The sequence below is a fragment of the Nocardia sp. NPDC004711 genome (genome assembly GCF_053601595.1).
Window position 1 is genome coordinate 1 of record NZ_JBSGCB010000167.1, and the last position, 2,075, is coordinate 2,075.

The 2,075-nt window shown below is 66.5% G+C and carries 2 protein-coding genes and 3 pseudogenes; 1 reads left to right on the plus strand and 4 read right to left on the minus strand.

Features of this window, described 5'->3' with window-relative positions:
* Positions 1 to 143 precede the first annotated feature (143 nt).
* Positions 144 to 299 (minus strand): annotated as a pseudogene (locus tag ACWEKS_RS49145) (IS701 family transposase); the annotation flags it as partial.
* 73 nt (positions 300 to 372) lie between these two features.
* On the opposite strand from ACWEKS_RS49145, the gene ACWEKS_RS49150 reads away from it, so the two are divergent.
* Positions 373 to 618 (plus strand): hypothetical protein, encoded by a 246-nt coding sequence (locus ACWEKS_RS49150; protein WP_452346578.1) that lies wholly within the window; start codon positions 373 to 375, stop codon positions 616 to 618.
* Here ACWEKS_RS49150 and ACWEKS_RS49155 read toward each other — a convergent pair.
* The 3 genes and pseudogenes from ACWEKS_RS49155 to ACWEKS_RS49165 all read right to left on the minus strand — a co-directional run.
* A pseudogene (locus ACWEKS_RS49155) lies at positions 562 to 762 on the minus strand (IS21 family transposase); the annotation flags it as partial. The gene ACWEKS_RS49150 and the pseudogene ACWEKS_RS49155 overlap by 57 nt on opposite strands.
* Before the next feature lie 30 nt (positions 763 to 792).
* Positions 793 to 1,380: a transposase gene (locus tag ACWEKS_RS49160; RefSeq protein ID WP_452346579.1), complete on the minus strand. Its 588-nt coding sequence runs from the start codon at positions 1,378 to 1,380 to the stop codon at positions 793 to 795.
* A 247-nt stretch (positions 1,381 to 1,627) separates the two neighbouring features.
* Positions 1,628 to 1,975 (minus strand): annotated as a pseudogene (locus ACWEKS_RS49165) (ISL3 family transposase); the annotation flags it as partial.
* Positions 1,976 to 2,075: the final 100 nt, after the last annotated feature.

Consider the following 2,075-nt stretch of genomic DNA (forward strand, 5'->3'; position numbering starts at 1 on the left):
AGGGAGGATGCGCCTCCAACTGATGTTCAGGGCGGTTGCTTCGCTAGGTCAGAGAGGTATTCCTCCAGGCCCGCGGTGTATGTGGTTATGTCTGCCGTATGTCGACCAGCGGAGCAGCCTGGTGGGGTTCGGGAGTGGGGTGATCAGGTGTGCCAGGAGACGTTTGATTTCGCCGAGCGTAAGTGGAATGAGGATGCTGTCAACGCTTTTGGGGAAACCGCGGCCGTCACCGTGAGGTAGGTGTGGGCGAGCAGGGCGAGGGTGATGTGGCGGTACCAGGCGTCGTAGGTCGAGATCCTCCTCGGCTTCGGGCAGGCCGGTCGGTCGGCGGTGCTGGTCATGGTGACCGGGTATTCGCGAATGATCGCTGCGGTGATGATCCCGACCCGACAGAGCGCGGACCTGATGGCCGGGCATTGGGACACCCTCGCCGAGCAGACAGCGGATCCGCTGGTCACAGCACTGGTCGCCCACCACACGGCAACTGTCGCTCTCGCTGTCGGTGACGCCGACGAGTCTCGAGCCGATTCCCGTCTGGCCGATGCCGCCCGCAGCTACGCGGCATGCGGCGACCTCGAAAGCCAGTTGAATGCCCGAATCTCCTTCGGCTGGATCTAGGCCCTGCAGCGTCCGCAACTCCGCGACCCGGCCCGAGAGCACCCGCACCGAGCGGGTCCACCCGATCCGCTCGGCGATCACCGTCGACGGCATCGTCGGATACACCTTCAACAACTCGCGGATCTGCGGCTCGACCGCGTCCACGAACGGGTAATGCCACGCGGGGGTCAGTATTCAGGATCTGGCACAGATTTCGTGATGATGCGTGCCGGGTTTGAGCATCTTGATGCGGTTGACGTGCCCTTCGACCGCTCCACTGCTCCAGGACAAGGTCAGCCCGGCGGTGACCGCATCCTGGTCGCGGCGCATGCCTCGGACGAACGAGTGTAGGGCCGGCTGGTCGTCGCTATCGACGGTGACCATCCACTGTTCGAGATCTCGACCACGCCGCTGGCCCATGATCTCGGCGAAATTGCGGACATGTCCGGTCAGCGCGGCAAGTTCCGGGCTGGCTGCCAGGATCGCGTCGAGGCGGGTTTGGTGCTCGGGAGCGAGAACGTCGGGGTTGGTCATGATCCAGCTGACGACCTTCCGGACCATCGGTGGCTTGGGTGGCGCGGCCGGGATCTGCGCGAGAGCGCGGAAGGGCTGCAGATAGTTGCGGACCATTTTCTCGCTGCCCCGATAGGCCGCATGCCTTGATCTCTTCGAACAGCTGAGTTGCGTTGGTGCAGCCCTCGTTCCACCGTCGATGCAGGTCGGGTTTGTATTCCTCGAGCACGCGGATGCGGTATCCGGTGCGGTTGTTGACCAGCAGCTCATCAGCCGATTCGGCGCGGGCGAAGCGGCGCGCGGTGCCGCGGGCCAGCCCGAGCTCGCGGCTGATCGCGCGGATCATCGCGCCCTGCGCCAGCAGTGCATGGACCTCGGCCCAGCGCTGTCGAGTGCGCACCGCTGTGCGGTCCTGCCGTTGATCGGGCGCGACCGGCCCGCAATGTAGTTCGGTGGCGACCTCGGTGATGTCAGGCCGGTTCTGCGGTTCGGGATCGGCGGTCGCGGCGGCCAGGTCGGCGCGATGGCGTGCCACGGTGCGTTCGACCGCTTCGCCGAGGTTGTGCCAGATATGCCATCGGTCGGCCACCTGCAGCGCCTCTGGCGCTCCAGCGGCAGCACCTTCGGCGTATGCACCGGCTCGGTCCCGGCAGACGATCTCCACGCCCGGGTGGGCCCGCAACCAGGCCGCGAGCGTCTCGGCGGTCCGATCGCCGAGTACCTCGATCGGGCGGCGGGTCTGCATGTCTACCAGGATCGTTCCGTAATGGTGTCCGCGACGCAGGGCGAAGTCATCGACGCCCAGCACCCGCGGAACCGGATACGGAGGATCGGGCAACGCCCGGATCTGGCGCAACAACGTCATCCGACTCACGGTCGCGGCCAGCTGCCGGGTCAGCCGCGCTCCCGCGCGGCCGCCCAGCGACAGCGCGACCGCGCACAACGCCCGCTGCAAGATCAGCGTC